Raw genomic sequence first — 19,691 nt, 5'->3', positions numbered from 1 at the left:
ACATTGATTTGGATCATATCGATAAAATGGATGTGACATATCCACTTCACACGCACTTACTTTTGGCTCATACGGATATTTCTGTTCCTCAATTCCCATCATATGTACTGTATTATGGACTTTACAGTTACCATTATTGTTATCACAAACGGTACAATACAATAGATGATTCTCTAATATTCGATCCATTGCCTCAGTCTGTGCCTCTTTTGCACGCTGGGACTGTCTTTCGATATGCATACCGTTCTCTAATTTCGTTGAACAAGCACGCAATAACTTTCCATTTACTTCTACAATACACGTATCACAAGTTTGAATTGGATCTACTTCTGGTACATGACAAATTTGAGGATGTTCCAAATTACTCTCGTTAAATAATTGTAGTATCGTCTTTTCACCTGATGCAGAAAATTCTTTACCATCGACGGTTACACGGACTGTCTGTTCTGCCATAGTTTCCCCTCTCCTTACAACCAACTGTACAACACAATTATGAATCCGTTTTCAAAATCGCATTACTGTACATATTTTTGAAACGCTCTACCCAAATACTTTCTTATGAAGTCGATTCTAGATGTTATAAGGTATAACTACGAAAGCTTGAAAATATCACTATTCTACAGTTCTATTATATCGTACATATACAATAATAACCAAAATAATCTGTGATCTTCTTGTTAATAGGTGTTTTTATTTTTTCCATTGTTTTATGATAAATGTGGGAGAGAAATACATATAAAAGGGGAATTAAATATGGGGCCTACGCAAGAGACTTATACAATTGTACGTTATCAATCTGGTACATTTTCAAAACAACTTGATGAGATTGTCACAGAATCTCCTATTACTATTAAATTGAATGGTGAAGAATATGTAACAGTCGTATGCACACCAAATTATATTGAAGATATGGTAATTGGTTTTTTAATTTCTGAGGGGATTATTTCTTCCTATAAAGATGTTGAAGAACTATGGGTTCAAAAAGATAACGGAATTGTCCATGTAAAATCATCAAAAGTGAATCCGCTCTATCAAACTTTATATAATAAACGATACATCACTTCTTGCTGCGGAAAAGGTAGACAAGGTTTTATTTTCGTAAACGACGCAGCAAAAGCAAAAGACTTACATGATATACATGTAAAAATTACTCCTGAAGAATGCTTTCATTTAATGAATACCTTGCAACAATCTTCTACTACATTTCGCCAAACTGGCGGTGTTCACAATACCGCGCTATGTGATCGAAACAATATCCTCCTATCAAGAATGGATATTGGAAGACATAATGCATTAGATAAAATATATGGTCATTGTTTGCGTAACGATATATCCATTAAAGGAAAAATCATCGCATTTAGCGGACGTATTTCATCCGAAATTTTACTCAAAGTTTCAAAAATCGGATGTGAAATTGTTCTATCTAAATCCGCTCCAACAAAACTGGCATTGCAACTTGCCCATGATTTAGGCATTACAGTCGTAGGGTTTATTAGAAATGAATCTTGTAATATTTACACACATCCAAAACGAATTGATGGCTATCAATCCAATGTTTAAAAAATAAATCCTCAATCGAGGATTTATTTTAGTTATAAAAATGTAACATATTAAACACTTGAATAGTTAACAAAGTTAATATATAATTTCATTACATAATTAAAACAAAACATTGTAGCATATATCTTTTCATTCTTTTACAAATTAAAAGAGAATACTAACAAAACATATACTCAATCTTATAAAAGTAATGGATTTATTTGAAATCCACCAGGGAGGTTACAACTATGGAAATTCGCTTATTAACAACAGAGGACGCAGAAATATATTTAAAAGTTTGTATGGAAGGTTTAACGAAAAATCCGGAAGCTTTTAGCTCTTCTTATGAAGATGTTTTGAAACATGAGGATCCTGTAGCTGCTATGGCTAAACGATTAAGCAATCCGGATAAGTATACTCTAGGTGTCTTCAAAGATAATGATTTAATTGGTATCGCTACTTTAGAAACAAAACCATTTATTAAACAAGAACATAAAGCAAAAATTGGCTCCGTTTTTGTTTCTCCAAAAGCACGTGGTCTCGGAGCAGGACGAGCTCTCATTAAAGCCATTATTGAAAACGCCGATAAATTACATGTAGAACAACTTATGCTCGATGTTGTAGTTGGTAACGCTGGTGCCAAAAAATTATATGAATCATTAGGTTTCCAAACTTACGGCGTACAAGAACGTTCATTAAAACATAACGGTCAATATTGGGACGAGGAACATATGGTTCTGTTCTTAAATGATTAATACTTCAATATAAAGTGAAACTTTACTCAGTGGGGGATTTTTCCATCCCCCACTGAGTATTAGCTGAACCAATCGGGCTTTTACGGGGTAGTTTTCCAAAAACATCTTTCTTAATAAGAAAGATGTTTTTTTGCATTACAACAATGTAATCTTCATGTCACCTTTATCGATCGTACCAAACCTTTCCATTCATTATACTAAAAGTATAAAGTGAGGCACCAATCATGAAATGAACGTATAGCATTCAATTGATATATAAAGGAGAATGTGACATGAAACAAAACAAACGAGCTATGCTTTTAATATGTACTACAGCAATTGTAACTTCTGGGTTAGCAATTTTACCTTGGTTTATTATATAAACACTCCCCCTAACAACGAAAAAAGCTTATCGCTTCTTAAGAAGCGATAAGCTTTTTTCGTTGTTATAAAATCCCCAAAATTTTATTTACACAACTTATAATAATAACCATAGATACGGCAATGCACATGACAACCGTATTACGATCTTGCTTTTCTTTTTTTGAAATTTCTTCTTTTGGATTCATGTGTATGATCTCCTTTTAAAAAAAGTGTGAGATAGGAAATTTTTCTTATCCGATGCGAGGTGAATACGAAAACCCTCTCTATCTCACATACACAATAGAATGGAATTGTCATTTTATAAATAAAATGACATGACGTTATGTCGCAACATAGGGTATTTTGTGTCGCTACGTTTTCTATTATAAAAAATAGTTGTGCAAAACTAGTGCATTTTTTATGTCAATTACTCTGAGCGAAAAAATCAGCCCTCCATTCAATCACATAAAAAGAGTTTTTATCCTTTTCGGCAAGAAGACTCCATCTGATTTGTGTTACGGGTGAAACCCAACAATTCAGGTGGAGATGAATTGCCGTCAGTCAATAAGGCTGAACTTTTTTGTTTCTTTTTGTCTTACGATACAATCTACTCTTAGATAAGGAGGGTATAGATCGTAAAACAACGAAATTGAATAATGATAATCATTCGGTTACTTGAGCCAAAAGGAATTACGATGAAGACTATATTCACATTTTGTTCCGTTTCATTTCAAATATTATCTTAGGGAAGAAATAATTTTAATGAACTCTCTGAGAAAGGTGGTGAAAACAATGGTTAAAAAGAAAGCAGTGAAAGTATTACGCAAACAAAAGAAAAGAGAAAACATGCAACGATTCACGCAGAAACAAAATATCGGACGAGCTAGTCTGACTGCAAAAGAATTCCGCTTACTGCAACGCATGTCACATAGTTCAAAAGCATTGCGAAATGTTGGATTGTACACGATGAAACAAAGTTATTTGAACCATAATAAAATGGCTACTGTAAAAGAAGTAGATACCGCCATGCAAGCCGATATGAACTACTGGGGCGTGCAATCAAACTCTGTGCAGGCTATTCGTAGAGCCTTATATGCAGAAGTGAAGAGCTTTTTTAAGGCATTGGAAAAGTGGAAGAAAAATCCTGAAGCATTCACAGGGCGTCCTAATTTTCCGAATTATTCTCATTCAACTGACAAACGAATCATTGAAATCTATCAAGTGCCAAAAGTGGATGATAACGGGTATTGGCTGATTCCGATGAGTGTTGCATTCAGAAAAAAATTCGGTTCCATTAAAATACGTATGCCGAAAAACTTAAGACATAAAAAAATCTCCTACATTGAGCTTGTACCGAAGCAAAAAGGTCGGTTCTTTGAGGTGCATTACACATATGAGATGCACGTTTCTCAAATGAAGAAAACATCCACGACTACGAATAACGCTTTGAGTTGCGATTTAGGTGTAGACAGATTAGTAAGTTGCGTAACCAATACAGGTGATACATTTTTAATTGATGGTAAAAAACTAAAAGCCATTAACCAATACTTCAATAAAATGATACGTAGTCTGCAACAGAAAAATGTTGAAAACGGAATTTCAAAACGAGTTGTAACGAACAAAATGGCTGCACTTTGGCATAAACGGGAAAGGCAAATAAATGGTTACATTTCACAAACTGTAGGCTTGTTGTTTAAAAAAGTGAAAGAATGTAGTGTAGATACGGTTGTAGTAGGTTATAACGCTGGTTGGAAACAAAAATCAGATATGGGAAAAAAGAATAATCAACAATTTGTTCAAATCCCGTTTCATAAACTGATTGCGGCAATTGAGAATAAATGTATAAAAGAAGGCATCCGGTTTTTCAAACAAGAAGAAAGCTATACTTCAAAAGCTAGTTTTCTTGATAAAGATCCGGTTCCAGTTTGGACTAAGGATGATAGGACACACTATCACTTTAGTGGCAAACGAATGACTCGTGGTCTGTACCAAAGTAAAGCAGGAACATGTATCCACGCTGATATTAATGGTGCGCTGAATACATTGCACAAATCAAAAGTGGTAGAATTGAAAGAGAATCTTAAAGTGAAAACGCCGATTCTATTAGAAGTGCAAAAACGTAAGGCTGTTGCTTCGCGCATAGCTTAGTGGGTGCGTCAACCATCCATATGTACTCGACTTGTCGGGGCTTGTAGCACACGCCAGATTCATCTGAGTGGTGGCTTCTTCCACAAGGGAGAATTGCTCTTTTTCGAAAGGGTGGTGCAAGTGGGAAAACAATCATTCGTTGCCAGTACCAACCAAAAACATACTTGGGGTGTTACCATAAGGTGGCATGAATGCTAGAGCGTCAAACTGTCTAGCGATGGACGAAAAGACCTAGCGTTCAAACTCAAGCCCCCACTGAAACGATTCATTTCAGTGGGGGTAGTTGACTATTTTCATGTAAACTATACAAGTAGAATGAACAGTTTGGGGTGCACAAGATTATGGTAAAAATTTTATTAGTAGACGATGAAGAACGTATGTTACGATTATTAGATCTGTTCTTAAGCCCTCGCGGCTATTTTTGTATGAAAGCTACCTCTGGCCTTGAAGCACTAAAATTAATCGAACAAAAAGAATTCGATATTATTTTATTAGATGTTATGATGCCAAGTATGGATGGATGGGATACTTGCTATCAAATTCGTCAAATTTCCAACGTTCCTATCATTATGTTAACAGCTCGCAACCAAAACTACGATATGGTGAAAGGCCTCACGATGGGCGCAGATGATTATATTACAAAACCATTTGATGAGCATGTATTAGTCGCACGAATCGAGGCTATATTACGCCGTACAAAGAAAGATGGCTTTGTTAGTTTCAATGGTATTGAGTGGGATAAAACGAAACATACTGTCACAGTTTATGATGAAAAAATCTCATTAACTCCTATCGAATTTTCGTTACTCGGACTATTTTTGCAAAATACAAACCGTGCTTATAGCCGAGATGATTTAATCGAAAAAATTTGGGGCTATGAAACAGATATCGAATATAGAACAATTGATTCACACATTCGTAATATCCGTGATAAACTACGCAAAAAAGGATTTCCAATTGAAGATTACCTAGAAACGGTCTATAAAGTCGGATATAAATGGAAAAGTGAATAATTACTTCGGTCAGTGGGAAATCGTATACCACTGACTCTTTATTATGAATAAGGTATGGTGAAAAAATGAGTAAACTTTCCCTTAAAATTGGGACATACTTTTTAATATTAGCTTTATGTATTGAAACAATTGCTTTCGTATCTTTTTATAAAAGCCTTTCAAAAATGCGTATTGTAGAGGAAACAGATGCTCTTTTAGAGAAAGGTAATCGCTATAGTAAAAAAATTAAAAGCCGCGAGAGACGGGATGAATATTATAAAGAAATGAAACACGCTGAACATAATAAAAATCCTAAACGTCCTGTGTATCCTGAGTTCGATATTACGAATGAGGCTGCACACTTAGTTGAATCGGAATCAATTTCTAACTCCGATATAGCTATCATTATTACTGACCATAACGGCAAAATTATTTCCACCTCAGAACCCGTAACAAAAGATATGCAAAAACAACTTACTTGTAAAACAGAAACTGTCCCAGACGGAGGATTGGTCGTTGAAAGAAACTGGAAAAAATCAAAGTTCATCACAACAGTAAGCCCACTTAACACAACAAAGTTTCAAGGAAAGCTATATATGCTATTAAAAACATCTTTCCTAGAAAATATGTTACTTAAACTCATGAACCAATTTCTTATCATTAGCGTTTTAACAATTATTTTAACAACAATTTCTGTCTTTGTTTTTTCACGCGTTATTACAGAACCACTTGTAAAAATGAAGAGAGCGACAGAAAAAATGTCAAAATTAAATAAACCAATTCAATTAGGTATTAAACGGAATGATGAACTCGGAAGTTTAGCAAAAACAATTGAAGATTTATCGAGTGAACTTACGTATATGAAAAAAGAGCGCAATGAATTTCTCGCTAGTGTCGCTCATGAACTATTAACTCCATTGACCTATATGAAGGGTTATGCAAAGGTAGCAAAGAGAGACTCTTTAACAAAAGAGGAGCGAGAAGAATACTTACAAATCATTGAGGATGAAACGGATAGTGTAACCGATCTCGTCCAAGATTTATTTATGCTTGTACAATTAGAACAACACCAATTTGTTATAAAAAAACAAAAAGTGCTTCTTCAGCCATTTTTAGAACGAATGGTTGAAAAAACAAAAACAACATTAACGAATAAGCAAATGCAACTTCATGTATATTGCAAAGATGATTTAGAAGTTTGTATAGACGAAAGACGTATGGAACAAGTTATGTTAAATTTATTACACAACGCTTATCAACATTCGCCAGAAAACACATCTATTACGATACGTGTACTCATGGAAACAGATTCTTTTACAATAAGTGTACAAGATGAAGGTGAAGGTATTCCTGAAGAAGATATCCCGCATATTTTTGACCGCTTTTATCGTGTCGATAAATCTAGAACACGAGCTACAGGCGGAAAAGGTATCGGGCTAGCTGTTGCAAAGGAAATTGTAGAATTGCATAACGGTTCTATTCTAGTAACAAGCCAATTAGGAGCGGGAACAAACTTTATAATCGAGCTACCTTTTGAATAATATGCGTGTGAAAACACCAGTAGTAGTAAACACTACTGGTGTTATTTTGTTCATAAAAACAGCTCATATAAGCTAAGCTTTTGAAATTATTCTTATTTCAATATAAAATAAAGGTACATTTGCAAAGATTTGGAGGGTGATATAATTGGATATCCATGTATTAACAAAAGACGAAGCAGAAATTTACTTAGAACTTCGCGTAGAAGGATTAAAGCAAAACCCTGAAGCATTCAGCTCTTCTTATGAAGATATTATTAATAAAGAGTGTGCGATTGAATATAAAGCACAAAAATTAGCACAAGATGAAAACTATACGCTAGGTGCATTTAAAGATGGAAAATTAATCGGGGTTGCAACACTGGAAACGAAACCATATGTAAAACAAGAACATAAAGCTAAAATCGGTTCTGTATATGTATCTCCAAAAGCACGTGGACTTGGAGCAGGAAAAGCACTTATTAAAGAATGTCTTGAGCTTGCTAAATCTTTAGAAGTAGAACAAGTTATGCTTGATGTTGTTGTTGGCAACGATGGAGCGAAAAAACTTTATGAATCATTAGGTTTTAAAACATTCGGTGTACAAGAACGTTCATTAAAATATAACGGACAATATTGGGACGAAGAGCATATGGTCTTATTCTTAGATGAAAATAAATAATAAAAAACATCCTCATGTTTGGAGGATGTTTTTTACTTTCTGGTAAACCATGCCGTGTGTAATAATTGAATCGCTTTCGCAATTTCTTCCTCTGATAATATCGCAAACCCAAGTAAAACTACACTCTCAGGCGCCGTACCGTCTTTATAGTACGTAGACACAGGATATATTTTGATACTATGTTTCGCAGCTTCTTGAATTAATTCTTCTTCCCGCATTCCGTTATGCACTTTTAATAAAATGTGTAATCCCGAATCTTCTCCTATCACTTCAACACGATTAGAGAAATACTTCTCTATTTCAAAAACAAGTCGATCTCTCTTCTTTCGGTAGACGACACGCATTTTATGAATATGTTTTTCCCAATAGCCTTCATTTAAAAATCTTCTAATCACTTCTTGGTCCATTCTTGAAACACTTTGTGTATAAAATAAATATTGCTGTTGATACTTTTTAATTAATTTCTTCGGCAACACCATATAGCTCATCCGTAGCGATGGCAATAATGCTTTAGATAGCGTCCCCATATAAATAACTTTCCCCTCTGTATCTAACCCTTGTAGCGCCGGTATAGGCTTTCCAGAATAGCGAAATTCACTATCATAATCATCTTCAATCATATACCTGCCCTCTTCTTTCTTTGCCCATTGTAAGAGCTGCATCCTTCTCGTAATAGGCATAATCATTCCATATGGAAACTGATGGGAAGGTGTAACAAATACAACATTCGCATTGCTATTTTCTAAATCTGCAATACAAATTCCATCTCTATCTAAAGATAACATTTGGACTCTTGCTTCTCCCTGTTCAAAAACAACCATCTTCCTATGATACCCTGGGTTTTCAACTGCATAATTGCTTCCCTTTAACAATTGAAACAATAGTTTCACTAATATTTGTGTTCCCGCTCCTAATACAATTTGACTAGCTGAACAACGCACACCTCTAGATTCATACAAATAATTCGTAATCTCTTCTCTTAAGCTCGCTTCCCCTTGAGGGTGTCCTAGAAAGAGAAGTTCGTTATTATGCGGCTGCCATACTTCATTTACAATTTTCCGATACATATTGAATGGAAAAGCATTTGTATCAATTCCTGTTTGTGTAAAGTCAAATTTATAACTCTTCTCCTGAAACGGTACTTCTTCTATTCTCTCTCCGCAATCCTCTACATGAACCATTTGCTCAATCTTGCATACAAAATAACCTTTTCTCGATATCGACTCAATATAACCTTCTGCAAGTAATTGTTCGTACGCTGCCTCTACTGTATTTTTACTTACTTGTAAATGTATCGCTAACTTTCGCTTAGCTGGTAATTTCGTAAAAGGTACAATCGATCCATCTTTAATTTCTTTTTTTATATACTCATACAATTGCACATATAATGCCTTTTTACTATTCACATTTAAATTAGGCGTTAATTCTAACATAATATCTGACCCCTTAATAAAACTAAAATCTGATACTTTTTACAGTACCAGAAGTTATATATAATTCCTTTTATCATGTCACACATAAAAAATCAAATACCGGAGAGGAGAAACATGATAATGAACAATGGTAGACGTATCGGACTTATTATGATTATTACAGGGGCTACATTATGGGGATTATCTGGTCCAATGATTCAGTGGCTATTTCAGCATACTAATGTATCCTCAATTGATTTTTTAACAATTCGCTTGTTGCTTGCAGGAATATTTATTTTGTCTTTCTTACTTACAAAGAAACAAAACATATTTCAAATTTGGAAACACCCTAGATATTCTATACAACTTATTATTTTCTCTATTCTCGGCATGCTCGGTGCACAATACGCCTTTATCGAAACGGTTCATATTAGTAACGCGGTCACAGCAACGCTATTTCAATTTCTAGGTCCTGTTCTTATTACCATGTATGTTGCATTTGAACAAAGAAAATTCCCTGCTTCTATGCAACTATTCGCAATTATAACTGCGCTAACAGGGACATACTTCATTATTACAAATGGCTCAATTGAAAATGTTGTTTTATCTAAAGAAGCTATTATTTTTGGACTATTAACAGCAATCGGATTTGCATTTTATACCCTCCATCCAGCTTCGCTTATTAAAGCATGCGGAACAACCATAGTAATTGGCTGGGGGATGTTAATCGGCGGCATCGCCCTGCTTATTTGTAATAGTTCGTTTGGATGGAGTCAGCTTTCACAAACCTTTACACCAAAAACTTTTTCTATGCTTATTCTTATCATTATAAGCGGCACTCTTTCTTTCCTTCTTTATATCGGTAGTCTGAAATATTTAGCCGCAACAGAAACAAGCATTTTATCTAGCATTGAACCCCTTGTAGCTGCCATCGTTTCAATCACTTGGCTAAATGAATCTTTTGGAACATATCAATTATTAGGCGGCGTATGTATCGTTCTGTCCGTTATTTTTTTGACGATGCCTCAAAAAGAAACCGAACCAACCTATACAACGGAACAAATATAAGGTGAAACTTTAATCAGTGTGGGTTTGTTCATCCCCCCCACAGATTATTAACCTACACCAATCGGGCTTTTACGGGATAAAAAATGCCAAAAGAGGTCGTACAAAACTTACGACCTCTTTTTATAATTTAAAGGAATTGTCCCGCCTTCTAGCAAATACAATTACACTAACAATAAAAACTAGGAGTGTGGCACCATGAAAAAAATCGGAACTATGCTACTTCTCTCCTTCCTCATCACTGGATGCACACAAGCACAACCTGATTCAAAAGTACCTAAAACAGAAGCTGTCACAACATCATCCACTCAAGTGAACGCACCTTCCTTCTTTCACCTTAGTGTTTTAAAAGATGTAAATTGGGAAGAAGCACCCTCATTCATAGACGGAAAAATACCTTTAAAAGGCATCGAAAAAAAAATCGCAATGGCTGATAGTCCTATTATCGCAAATGAACAAAATGAAATAATGTGGTACTTTCTAGATTCTGAAATACCAACTGGAAAATTGTCTATTATTGCGCTAAAACAAGGATCTGTAACTCCAACACCAGTACTCTTTCAAAAAGAAACTTCCAAACAAACTTGGACTACTTCAAATACAATCGATTCTACTACAAGCGAACTCCCTCTCGCTATGTCACTACCTTCATCTGGATTATGGTTATTAAATATATATGTGAATGAAAAATATTATGATCAGTTTGTAATCACCGCTGAGTAAAGTGACAAAAATAAACCACTTTCTTACAACAATGTAATTTCTACGTCATGTACTTCGATAGTTGAATTATCTCTCTTCTCTTATACTTAAAGTAAGAAATGAAACGAGGAGAGATGAGAGATGAAAAAAATGATAGAAGTGATCGTAGCAGTAACTGAGGTTTTAGTAAATGGTAAACAAGTTGCAATGGAATTAAATAAATAGTGAAGAAACATAAATAATTCTACACTTCTTCATTATTTTGATTTCTTATCTCAAAAAAGCAGTGCCTTTTTAGGCACTGCTTTTAGCTATTAATAACTTGTTATTTTCGTAATTTGCGCCACGCCTGAATCAATAGCTGCTTTCGCTACTGCTTCTGCAACACTTGGAACAACTCTTTTATCTAATGGATTCGGGATTACATAATTCGCATTACGTTCTTCGTCCGTAATGATGTTAGCGATCCCATATGCTGCCGCTAATTTCATCTCTTCTGTAATATCAGTCGCGCGCACATCTAACGCACCGCGGAATATTCCGGGAAACGCCAATACATTATTTACTTGATTCGCATAATCCGAGCGCCCAGTTCCTACTACAGCTGCCCCAGCCTCTAATGCATCCTCAGGGAAGATTTCTGGAATTGGATTCGCCATTGCAAACACAATTGCTTTCTCATTCATCGTCTGTACAAGTTCTTTCGTTAATACGTTAGGAGCAGATACGCCAATAAAAATATCAGCTTGGTGAATCGCTTCTTTTAACGTTCCACGCACATGTTCACGATTTGTCTTTTTTGAAACTTCAATTTGCGCTTCGTTCATCCATGTTTCACCTTCACAAACAATACCTTCTAAGCTAACTAATGTAATGTACTTTGCACCAGCCTTTAATAATAATTTTCCAATTGCAATTCCTGCCGAACCCGCACCGTTAATAACGATTTTTACATTATCCATTTGTTTGCTAACAACTTTTAATGCATTAATAACAGCTGCTAAAACGACAATAGCTGTTCCATGTTGATCATCATGGAATATAGGAATATTCGTTTCTTCTTTTAATCGTTTTTCAATTTCAAAACAACGTGGTGCTGCAATATCTTCTAAATTAATCCCTGCAAATGTAGGCTCTAAATTTTTTACAAGGGTAACGATTTCATCTACATCCGTTGTGCCTAAACATAATGGGAAAGCATCTACATTCGCAAACTTCTTAAACAAAATACTTTTTCCTTCCATAACAGGCATAGCCGCTTTTGGTCCAATGTTTCCTAAACCAAGTACCGCTGTTCCATCTGAGACAACCGCCACCATATTACCACGTGCTGTATAGTCATACACCGTTTCTTCATCTGCCGCAATTGCTTTACAAGACTCCGCTACACCTGGTGTATACGTCAGGCTTAAATCATCCGCTGAATTTACCTCCACTTTACTTGTAATTTCAATTTTCCCTACTAACTCTTTATGCAATAACAATGATCTTTCATTAATTTGATTTGCTAACATACTTATAATCTCCCCTTAATTTGACAAGCTAGCTATATGAATATAGCTAGCTTGTTTAATCATGAAAACATCTTTAATAATATTGTCGCTGTTACAACCATTGCCGCTCCGCCTAAACGAGTAGAAATTTGCGCGAACGGCATTAATTCCATACGATTTGAAGCCGATAAAATAGCGACATCTCCAGTTCCACCTAAACCACTATGACATCCAGTTACAATCGCTGATTCAACTGGATACATTTTCATCACTTTTCCTACAAGAAAACCTGATGCTACCATTGTAAGAACAACCGATGCACACACAACAACATATCCTACTGAAAGAACTGCTGCTACGTCTTTTAACGGAATATATAGCAATCCTAATCCAACCATTAAAGGCCAAGTTAAATTTTTTGAAATAAATTTATATAAATGGAATGCTCCTTGCTCCATTTTCGCTGGCATTAATTTAAAGTATTTCACAAGTGCTGCTGAGAAAATCATAATGATTGCCCCAGGAATACCGATGAACTTAGAAGCAAATCCTCCGAAGATGAAGAACGTACACGCAATTAATAAACCTGCTCCCATTAATGAGAAGTCAATTGGCTTCTCTGTATTTTGTTCTTTTAATAATTCTGCTTGATTGTCCGTTTTCACTAATACACCGTTACCACTAAGCTCCGGTTTCTTCTCACCTAAACGCTTCATATACCCTGCACTTACAATTGCGAACATATTTCCAATAATAGCTGCTGGAATAAGCTGTGATACAAACGTTGCTGATGATTCATTTAAAATATCACTATAAGCTAGCGACAATGGTAAAATTCCTTCCCCGATACCACCACTCACAATTGGTACGATGATAAAGAAGAATGTCTGCTTCATTTCAAATCCAAATAGTGAACCGACCAATAATCCTACTGCTACAGAAGCTAACGTCCCTACTACTAAAGGAATAAACATACGAACGAAACCTTGTACTAACACTTTACGGTTCATTCCTAAAATACTTCCGACTACTAAACAAGAAATATATAGATATAAAAAGTTCGATTTTTTCATTAACATTGTCGCAGCTTCCATTGAAGCTGGATTCATCCAGTTAAAAAATACAAGTAATGATGGAATAAATAACGAAAGTATTGCTGGACCGCCGATATTTTTTAAAATTGGAATTCTCATCCCAATATCGCCTAAGAAAATCCCCATGATCATAATAACTGCAAATCCACCAATCATATCTGCTGGCAATTTATTATATACAGATGCCCCATAAATAATAGCAGCCAATACTACATATAACGGTAAAGGTATAACACCGATTTTTACATTCATAATTTTAGAAGCGAAAGATTCTCTTTGTACTTCATTTCCTTCAGAAAATGATACCGCTTCCACATTCTTTTGAATTCCCATATGGCACCCCCTCGTTTTCTTAATAACAATATTAAAACGCTTTCAATAGTAAAAATAGTTTTTGTAAGTTTTGTAATTGATTTTGTAATTAAAAAAAGTATAAGCGACTTATACTAAGTCGCTTATACGTAAAACTCTATTTTCTTTTGATCAACACATCTTAATTTACTTACAGGTCTTCCCACATGTTGGTACATCATTTCGTTTTCTAACACCCCAATGTCAGTCAAAAACATTACATATTTTCGAATAGAAACTCTTGAAATTCCAACTAATTGTGCCATTTCATCTGTTGTAAACACTCTTCCATTCAGCGACTCGATCTTCTGCCAAATTAATTGCAACGTTTGCTTCGTTAACCCTTTCGGAAGCTCTTTAGTGACAGTAGGCTCTCTTTTTTCTTTTTGTAAAATTAACGAATCTAATTCCGATTGACTAATTTTTTGTTGTTCTTTCATGAAAGTAAATTTTTCTCGATATATAGTTAATGCCTCTTTAAATCGTTCAAATGTAAATGGTTTAATTAAATAATCTACAACTCCATATTGTAATGCTTTTTTAATACTCCCCATATCATGTACAGCTGAAATCATCATTATATCGATTTCTTTTTCTTGGTTCCGGATATACATTAAAAGCTCAAACCCAGTCTCTTCAGGCATAAAAATATCAAGTAATACTAAATCCACTCGTGATGTCTCTAATACTTCTATCGCCGACTTTACTGAGTTAACTGCTTGAACAAGTTCAAACCCTCCTACTTGCTCTAAATAGTGCGTATTTAACATTGCTACCATCGGGTCATCTTCTACAATTAAAACTTTAATCATATTTGCCTCTCATCCCTACCTTTAGGTATTTCAATTGTTATCGTTGTTCCCTTTCCTACTAATGAATGCATATGAATTTCCCCATTTATTCGCTGTATACTTTCTTTTACAAGATACAAACCATAACCCCGGTTATCTCCCTTTGTGGAATAACCTTTCGTAAATAATTCCTCTATTTCTTTTTCTTGTATACCTTTTCCCGTATCTTGTACTGTAATAGTTAATATATCCCCATGTTGTATCTCAATTTCAACTTGCTTCTTTTCACAATTCGTCACTGCTTCTAATGCATTATCAATTAAATTTCCGACAATCGTAATAAGTTCATGAGTAATACTTTCATCATCTATTTCCGGCATATAAGAATCTTCACTTATAATTAATTTTATATTTTTCTCTCTAGCATAGCTGAGCTTACCTAGTAAAAAACCAGCAAATACTGGACTTTTTATTCTTTTCATAACTCCACCAATTTCATATTGATGCTCTGATACCATACCGCTTATATACTTCTGTAATTCTTCATACTGTTTCATATGTGTAAGCCCTAATACGACATGCATCTTATTCATAAACTCATGAGATTGTGCCCGTAATGCTTCTGCATATAGTCTAATACCAGTTAGTTCCTCTGCTAGTTTTCTAATCTCTGTTTTATCACGAAATGTTGCAATTGCACCAACTATTTCTCCTTTTACATATAAAGGAACTCGATTCGTCACAATCGTAATTCCATAAATATTTTGTTCTTCGTTTAATTGTACTTCTCCCGTTTGCAATACTTCTTTTATACGTGAATTTGGCATATACAACTCAACATCTTTACCGATAAAATTTTCTTCAAGTCCACTTTTTTTAAATAGACGTTTTGCTTCATTATTAATTAACGTTACTCTAGCCTCTTTATCTACAGCAATGATCCCCTCCTTTACAGATTGTAGCATCGTATTTCTTTCTTCAAGAATTTTTGCTATCCTGTGCGGCTCAAGACCGAATAAACTTTTCTTGATATGTCTAGCTAGCAATATTGCTCCTATAATTCCGACTAATACTCCAACTCCGACACCAATATAAATGATATGTCTACTTTCCTTAACTCTCTCTTTTACATTATCTGCTGAAATACCAACGGCCACTGCTCCAAGTTGTTCACCTGTTTCAGAAAATACAGGTACAAACACTCGCATTGAAATACCTAAAGTTCCTTCTGCCAGCGATACATGTTCTTTTCCTTTCAATGCAGGCCCTTCGTCCCCACCAATGAAATGACGACCTATTTTTTGAGGATCTGGATGAGATTTTCTTATTCCATCCATGTCCATAACTACAATAAATTGAACACCTGTGTTTTTTAATATCCTATTTGTATACGTTTGGATTGCAGGAGTATCCGCTTTCCCAACCAAGCCATTGATTACAATTGAATCATTCGCCACAATGTGTGCAATTGTTTTTGCTTTCTCTGCTTGGCTATCCTCCGTCGCCCGTTCTACATTATGACTAATTAATATATCTGTCACAAGTAAAGAAAAAATTACAACTGTACAAACTAACAATGTAATCGTTTTCCACAAATTCCATAGTCTTTTTCTTTTTTTCATCCCGTTAATGACTCCCCTAATTGCTGAATAGAAAAATAAGTAAGGTGATATTATTTTCACCTTACTTATCTGCTGTTATTATACTTTAAATTTACTAGTCATCGCTTGTAGTTCTTCGGCCATCCCAGCTAAGTTTTGCGAAGCTGAACTAATTTCCTCCATTGAATTAACCTGTTCTTCTGTTGAAGCTGCAACACTTTGCATACTAGCTGTATTTTCTTCTGCAGCCGCTGCAATTTCATCAATAGCATTTGTCACTTCATTTGCATCTCCAGCAATTCTCTTCGTTGTTTCTACCATTTGATTAACTTGAGAAACAATATGTGTAGTAGAACTTAAAATTTCCGTAAAACTTACTTTCGTTTTTGTTACAACATCAAGGCCTTGTTGAACTTCTCCATTCACATTATCCATTGCCTTAACAGTATGTTCAATATCCGCCTTAATTTCTGCAATTAAATTTGCAATCTCTCCAGATGACTCTCCTGATTGCTCTGCTAATTTTCTAACCTCATCTGCTACAATAGCAAATCCTCGACCCTGTTCACCTGCTCTTGCTGCTTCAATAGCCGCATTTAAAGCTAATAAGTTCGTTTGAGTAGCTATGTTTTGAATTGCTTCAGAAATAGCTCCTACTTGCTTTGATTTCTCATCAAGAAGTTTAATAATAGCATCTGACTCGGATACCGACCTAGAAATAGACTGCATTTGTTTTGCAGTTTGTTCAACTAAATCTTCTCCCTCTTCAGCTCTTTCTCTCGCATGTAATGAGGAAATAGAAATTGACTCTGCGCTTCCGGTTACATCTTGAATTGCTGTATTTACTTGTTGTAATGTAGCCGCACCTTCTTCAACACCTTGACTTTGTGATTCAGCCCCACCTGATACTTGTTCCATTGCAATTGTAATTTGATCTGTCGCATCATTTGCTTGCTGTACGCTCGCTGTTAACTCCTCAGCCGATGCCGCGACATGTTCTGCTGAAAAGCTAATTTGGGTAATAACATCTTGTAAAGACGTAGACATTTCATTAAATGAAGTCCCTAATTTCCCTATGTCATCCTTAGAATGGATTGTAATTTTCTCTGTTAAATCTCCCTTACTAATTTTATATGCTGATTCAGCTATTTTTCGTAATGGCCCTGTAATAGACCTTGTAATGAAATAAATTAATACACTACCAAATGCAATAGCGATAGCAATAACAATTAAAGTCTTATAAAACACTGGACTGGCAGCTTGGGTAATTTCTTCATCGAACATAACTCCAACTACTTTCCAGCCGGTTTTTTCATTTGTTGCAAAGATTAAATTCTTTTTATCATCTTGTTCTGTATAAGACACATTTCCTTGTTTATCTTCATAAATTGGTTTAACCCAAGGATCAGTAACTTTCGCACCTGGTTTTCTAGATGGATGACTAACAATTTGCTTATTTTGATCTAAAATAACTGCATAACCTTTTTCACCAATGTTAATCATTTTGGAAATTTTTAAGATGTTATCTAAATTTAAGTTAATTCCTATAACACCTTTACCATCTTTTACTTCTTTCGCAATGGTCACTACCATATTTTTTGTAGATGCTGATTGATATGGTGCAGTAACAATTACTTTCCCTTTATTTTCATGTGCTTCTTTATACCAAGATCTATCTGTTGGATTATACCCATCAGCCATTTGGATAAATGGTTCTCTTATAAACTTTCCCGTCTGCGTTCCAATATAAATACCTTCTACTTCTGGATGAAGCTTTATATATTGTGCTAACTTCGTTCTCACTATCTCTTCTTGTCCATTTGGATATGTATCCTCTGTTAAGATGTCTGCAAAATACGTCGCATCAACAAATTTCTCTTCTATATTTTGAGAAATAACAGTATTTAAAACTGAAATATTCTCCTTTGCTTTATCTGTCATTTGATGTTCAAAATTTGTTTTAGCAGTTTGATATGAAACACCACCGATAATAATTCCTGGTATAGTTAAAATAATAAAAAATGAAATGATTAATTTTTTCTTGATACTCATACATTTAACCCAGTTAAATATTTTTTGCATAATAAGCCTCCTTTATGTAATGTGGATACTTGTGTCATTTTATACAATTAACATACATAAAACAATATATAATGATAACATGTAAATTTTTCGTCAATTATGCATTTTTCCATATTCACTCCTTAATAAGGATTTTAATCATAAAAATAAGAGAACTTTAGCATTATATATACTAAAGTTCTCTTATTTCTCAACAGCTTCTACTCTAAAAAATTTCTCTTATAATCTTCAATCTCTATCCTTCGCCTTATAGTCATCTTACTAAAACTCTTCATCCTAATTTATTTGGAGCTCTTTACATAACTAATTGCCTGACTCCCCATTTGCACCCATGCCTGTTCAAAGCTTTCTCTCGGTACTTTTACATCTAAGCTATCCTCAAGTGGATCTCGAATATATACAGATTCCTGATCATACCCAATAAGTACAATACAATGTTCATTATACGTAATAGAAACATCTCCACTATTTGTTTCCCATGTAGTAAATTCATCTTCATCTAATGGTGCAAATGTTGCATTCGTAATCATGACTACCGGTTTCCCTGCTTTTACACTCTTATAAATCTCTTCTATATTCTTCCCAGTTAAGTCTACAGCTTTATTAGGTAAATATTTTTCTGCTAACTGAAAAAGTGGCCCATGATATACACCATATCCTGATTCAGAGAATGTATAAATATTACCTACAAATCCTTCATTCGGATTCCCGCGCACACCATCGTCTATAAAATCAACTTTTTTTATTTCATTTGCTAATGTCATCTTATCCACTGAAACACCAGCGTATTGTAACATCATCGCTAAACTTGTCACTTCACAGCCTCTATCCAATTCTGGTAACTGCTGAATTAATGGAACATTTGATAAGATGACTTTTTCATCGTTATTACTAAACTCCGTTTCTTTTCCTCTTTGTATATTTGAGAATGTAAACTTCTCTACATACTTTGGAATTCCATTTGTATATACACTCCATATTGCTGCACCTAGTAAAGCTGTACATATATACCACTTCAATTTTCTTATCACTTTCACGCCCTTATTAATTCGTTAAATAAGAATAAAATGCGTCAGCATCCGTTCTAATCATCGGTACAAAATTTAGTTCTTTTCCTTTTTCAGG

At 34.7% G+C, this 19,691-nt stretch carries 17 protein-coding genes; 8 read left to right on the top strand and 9 right to left on the bottom strand.

The window, feature by feature from the left end; all coding sequences use genetic code 11:
* A partial coding sequence (locus MR167_RS25235) for a 2Fe-2S iron-sulfur cluster-binding protein (RefSeq protein WP_242315779.1) occupies window positions 1-453 on the bottom strand: 453 nt, incomplete at its 3' end.
* A gap of 300 nt (window positions 454-753) precedes the next feature.
* Between MR167_RS25235 and fdhD the strand changes: the two genes are divergently transcribed.
* Both fdhD and MR167_RS25225 read left to right on the top strand, forming a co-directional pair.
* Complete coding sequence (fdhD, locus tag MR167_RS25230; protein WP_000529230.1) at window positions 754-1,560, top strand: formate dehydrogenase accessory sulfurtransferase FdhD; 807 nt, start codon at window positions 754-756, stop codon at window positions 1,558-1,560.
* 227 nt (window positions 1,561-1,787) lie between these two features.
* Window positions 1,788-2,294, top strand: coding sequence for a GNAT family N-acetyltransferase (locus tag MR167_RS25225; RefSeq protein ID WP_000405874.1), 507 nt, complete (start codon window positions 1,788-1,790; stop codon window positions 2,292-2,294).
* Between the two features lie 425 nt (window positions 2,295-2,719).
* Here MR167_RS25225 and MR167_RS33030 read toward each other — a convergent pair whose 3' ends face one another.
* Complete coding sequence (locus MR167_RS33030) at window positions 2,720-2,842, bottom strand: hypothetical protein (protein ID WP_001068388.1); 123 nt, start codon at window positions 2,840-2,842, stop codon at window positions 2,720-2,722.
* A 586-nt stretch (window positions 2,843-3,428) separates the two neighbouring features.
* On the opposite strand from MR167_RS33030, the gene MR167_RS25220 reads away from it, so the two are divergent.
* The 4 genes from MR167_RS25220 to MR167_RS25205 all read left to right on the top strand — a co-directional run bounded on the left by MR167_RS25220 (window position 3,429) and on the right by MR167_RS25205 (window position 7,975).
* Entirely contained in the window at window positions 3,429-4,784 is a 1,356-nt protein-coding gene (locus MR167_RS25220; RefSeq protein ID WP_000239356.1) for an RNA-guided endonuclease TnpB family protein, read from the top strand.
* Window positions 4,785-5,125: 341 nt separating this feature from the next.
* A complete protein-coding gene (locus MR167_RS25215; protein WP_000238957.1) occupies window positions 5,126-5,797 on the top strand; it encodes a response regulator transcription factor in 672 nt (223 codons plus the stop codon).
* Between the two features lie 65 nt (window positions 5,798-5,862).
* The gene (locus tag MR167_RS25210; RefSeq protein WP_000041024.1) at window positions 5,863-7,317 is read left to right on the top strand and encodes a HAMP domain-containing sensor histidine kinase; all 1,455 of its coding nucleotides are present in this window, start codon (window positions 5,863-5,865) and stop codon (window positions 7,315-7,317) included.
* 145 nt (window positions 7,318-7,462) lie between these two features.
* Window positions 7,463-7,975 carry a GNAT family N-acetyltransferase gene (locus MR167_RS25205; RefSeq protein WP_000351212.1) on the top strand — a complete coding sequence of 171 codons (513 nt, stop codon included), beginning with the start codon at window positions 7,463-7,465 and terminating at the stop codon, window positions 7,973-7,975.
* Between the two features lie 32 nt (window positions 7,976-8,007).
* Here the strand turns inward: MR167_RS25205 and pdxR are convergent, their stop codons facing one another.
* On the bottom strand, window positions 8,008-9,408 hold the full coding sequence (pdxR, locus tag MR167_RS25200) for a MocR-like pyridoxine biosynthesis transcription factor PdxR (RefSeq protein WP_000891922.1): 1,401 nt from the start codon (window positions 9,406-9,408) through the stop codon (window positions 8,008-8,010).
* 120 nt (window positions 9,409-9,528) lie between these two features.
* Between pdxR and MR167_RS25195 the strand changes: the two genes are divergently transcribed.
* Window positions 9,529-10,455: a DMT family transporter gene (locus MR167_RS25195; protein WP_001059061.1), complete on the top strand. Its 927-nt coding sequence runs from the start codon at window positions 9,529-9,531 to the stop codon at window positions 10,453-10,455.
* A gap of 195 nt (window positions 10,456-10,650) precedes the next feature.
* Window positions 10,651-11,175 carry a DUF4871 domain-containing protein gene (locus MR167_RS25190; protein ID WP_000719685.1) on the top strand — a complete coding sequence of 175 codons (525 nt, stop codon included), beginning with the start codon at window positions 10,651-10,653 and terminating at the stop codon, window positions 11,173-11,175.
* A 293-nt stretch (window positions 11,176-11,468) separates the two neighbouring features.
* On the opposite strand, the gene MR167_RS25185 is transcribed toward MR167_RS25190, so the two are convergent.
* From MR167_RS25185 to MR167_RS25160, 6 genes are all read right to left on the bottom strand, one after another.
* Entirely contained in the window at window positions 11,469-12,668 is a 1,200-nt protein-coding gene (locus MR167_RS25185) for an NAD(P)-dependent malic enzyme (RefSeq protein WP_000880775.1), read from the bottom strand.
* Window positions 12,669-12,727: 59 nt separating this feature from the next.
* Window positions 12,728-14,074, bottom strand: coding sequence for a 2-hydroxycarboxylate transporter family protein (locus MR167_RS25180; RefSeq protein ID WP_000512725.1), 1,347 nt, complete (start codon window positions 14,072-14,074; stop codon window positions 12,728-12,730).
* A 122-nt stretch (window positions 14,075-14,196) separates the two neighbouring features.
* Window positions 14,197-14,904, bottom strand: coding sequence for a response regulator (locus MR167_RS25175; protein WP_000598691.1), 708 nt, complete (start codon window positions 14,902-14,904; stop codon window positions 14,197-14,199).
* Window positions 14,901-16,505, bottom strand: a complete 1,605-nt coding sequence (locus MR167_RS25170) for a sensor histidine kinase (RefSeq protein ID WP_242315778.1) — start codon at window positions 16,503-16,505, stop codon at window positions 14,901-14,903. Before MR167_RS25170 ends, MR167_RS25175 begins: the two co-directional genes overlap by 4 nt.
* 78 nt (window positions 16,506-16,583) lie before the next feature.
* Complete coding sequence (locus tag MR167_RS25165; RefSeq protein WP_001169182.1) at window positions 16,584-18,566, bottom strand: methyl-accepting chemotaxis protein; 1,983 nt, start codon at window positions 18,564-18,566, stop codon at window positions 16,584-16,586.
* A gap of 281 nt (window positions 18,567-18,847) precedes the next feature.
* Entirely contained in the window at window positions 18,848-19,603 is a 756-nt protein-coding gene (locus tag MR167_RS25160) for a C39 family peptidase (protein ID WP_003255893.1), read from the bottom strand.
* Between the last annotated feature and the right edge of the window lie 88 nt (window positions 19,604-19,691).

Source organism: Bacillus cereus group sp. BfR-BA-01355 (genome assembly GCF_022663675.1).
Taxonomy (GTDB): domain Bacteria; phylum Bacillota; class Bacilli; order Bacillales; family Bacillaceae_G; genus Bacillus_A; species Bacillus_A thuringiensis_S.
This window is presented reverse-complemented; position numbering and strand designations above follow the sequence as displayed.